We start from the raw sequence: 1103 nt of genomic DNA, 5'->3' as shown, positions 1-1103 counted from the left end.
CCCCGATGCCATCTATGCGGCTCGCGAGGCACTGGCGCTGGCGATCGGCACTGCGAACCGGGACGTTTTTTCGGGCCTCTACCTCAGCCTTGCCGACAGAGAAGCGTTCAGCCCCGACGCGGCAAGCGCCGGGCGACGCGCCTTGCGCAACACCCTGCTGGATTATCTGTCGCTGCAGCCGGGCGGAGCGGAACTCGCTGCCGGGCATTTCCAGTCCGCGACCAACATGACCGACCGCGCGGCAGCACTTGCCGTGCTCGCGCATCGTCACCACGGTTCGCCCGAGGCGGTCGAGGCGCTGGCGGCTTTCGAGACGACCTACGGGTCCGACCCGCTGATCATGGACAAATGGTTCCAGATCCAGGCCAGCGTACCGGGGCCGCAAACCGTCGACACCGTGAAGGCCTTGACCAACCACCCGGCCTTCTCGATGGGCAATCCGAACCGGGTGCGCTCGCTGATCGGCACCTTCTCCAGCGCCAATCAGACCGGCTTCCACCGGGCCGACGGCGAAGGCTACTGGTTCTTTGCTCAAACCGTCCTCGAGGTTGAAAAGCGCAACCCGCAAGTGGCGGCAAGGCTGGCGACGGCGCTCAGATCCTGGCGTTCGCTCGAACCCTTGCGGCAGGCGAAGGCCAGGGAAGCGCTGCTCTCGATCGCCGGCGCCGAAAACCTGTCGGCGGATCTGCGGGATATTGTCGAGCGCACGCTGGCTTAGCCGCTCTCTTCCTTCTCCCCTTGTGGCAGAAGGGAGATCCGTGCACGCCGCCAAGCTGGTGAATTTCAACCAGGACCTGCCAGCAGCGGCTTCCGTTAGGCGCTGCGCCAGCGAAAGCCCATTATTTTAGTCGATTTTTAATCTTTTTTCGCCGGACCACTGGACAAGGCGAATCACCTTTGATTCTTTACTGACGATTCGGAAGTGCGGCGTTTGCCGGATCACCAAGCAGCATAGGCAAATTCGGGGAGTGCCATTTATGGCGAAGGCGGACGCGTGGGGCGCGCCCGGAGGGACGGTTTTTGCGCATCGTGAGACGCGCGGCGACGGTCTTGCCGGGAATACGCGACTCATCGCCGAACCGGCCTACCGGCGGCTTCTGGCC

1 protein-coding gene is annotated in these 1103 nt (G+C 63.6%); it reads left to right on the top strand.

Going from position 1 to position 1103, the window contains the following annotated elements:
• On the top strand, positions 1-718 hold a 718-nt coding region (locus EN884_RS36695), incomplete at its 5' end, for an aminopeptidase N C-terminal domain-containing protein (RefSeq protein WP_128361163.1).
• Positions 719-1103 lie beyond the last annotated feature (385 nt).

It is taken from the genome of Mesorhizobium sp. M7A.F.Ca.AU.001.01.1.1, assembly GCF_004022735.1.
Taxonomy (GTDB): Bacteria; Pseudomonadota; Alphaproteobacteria; order Rhizobiales; family Rhizobiaceae; genus Mesorhizobium; species Mesorhizobium ciceri.
The sequence above is the reverse complement of the archived record's forward strand: the minus strand, read 5'-3'. Positions and strand labels throughout refer to the sequence as shown.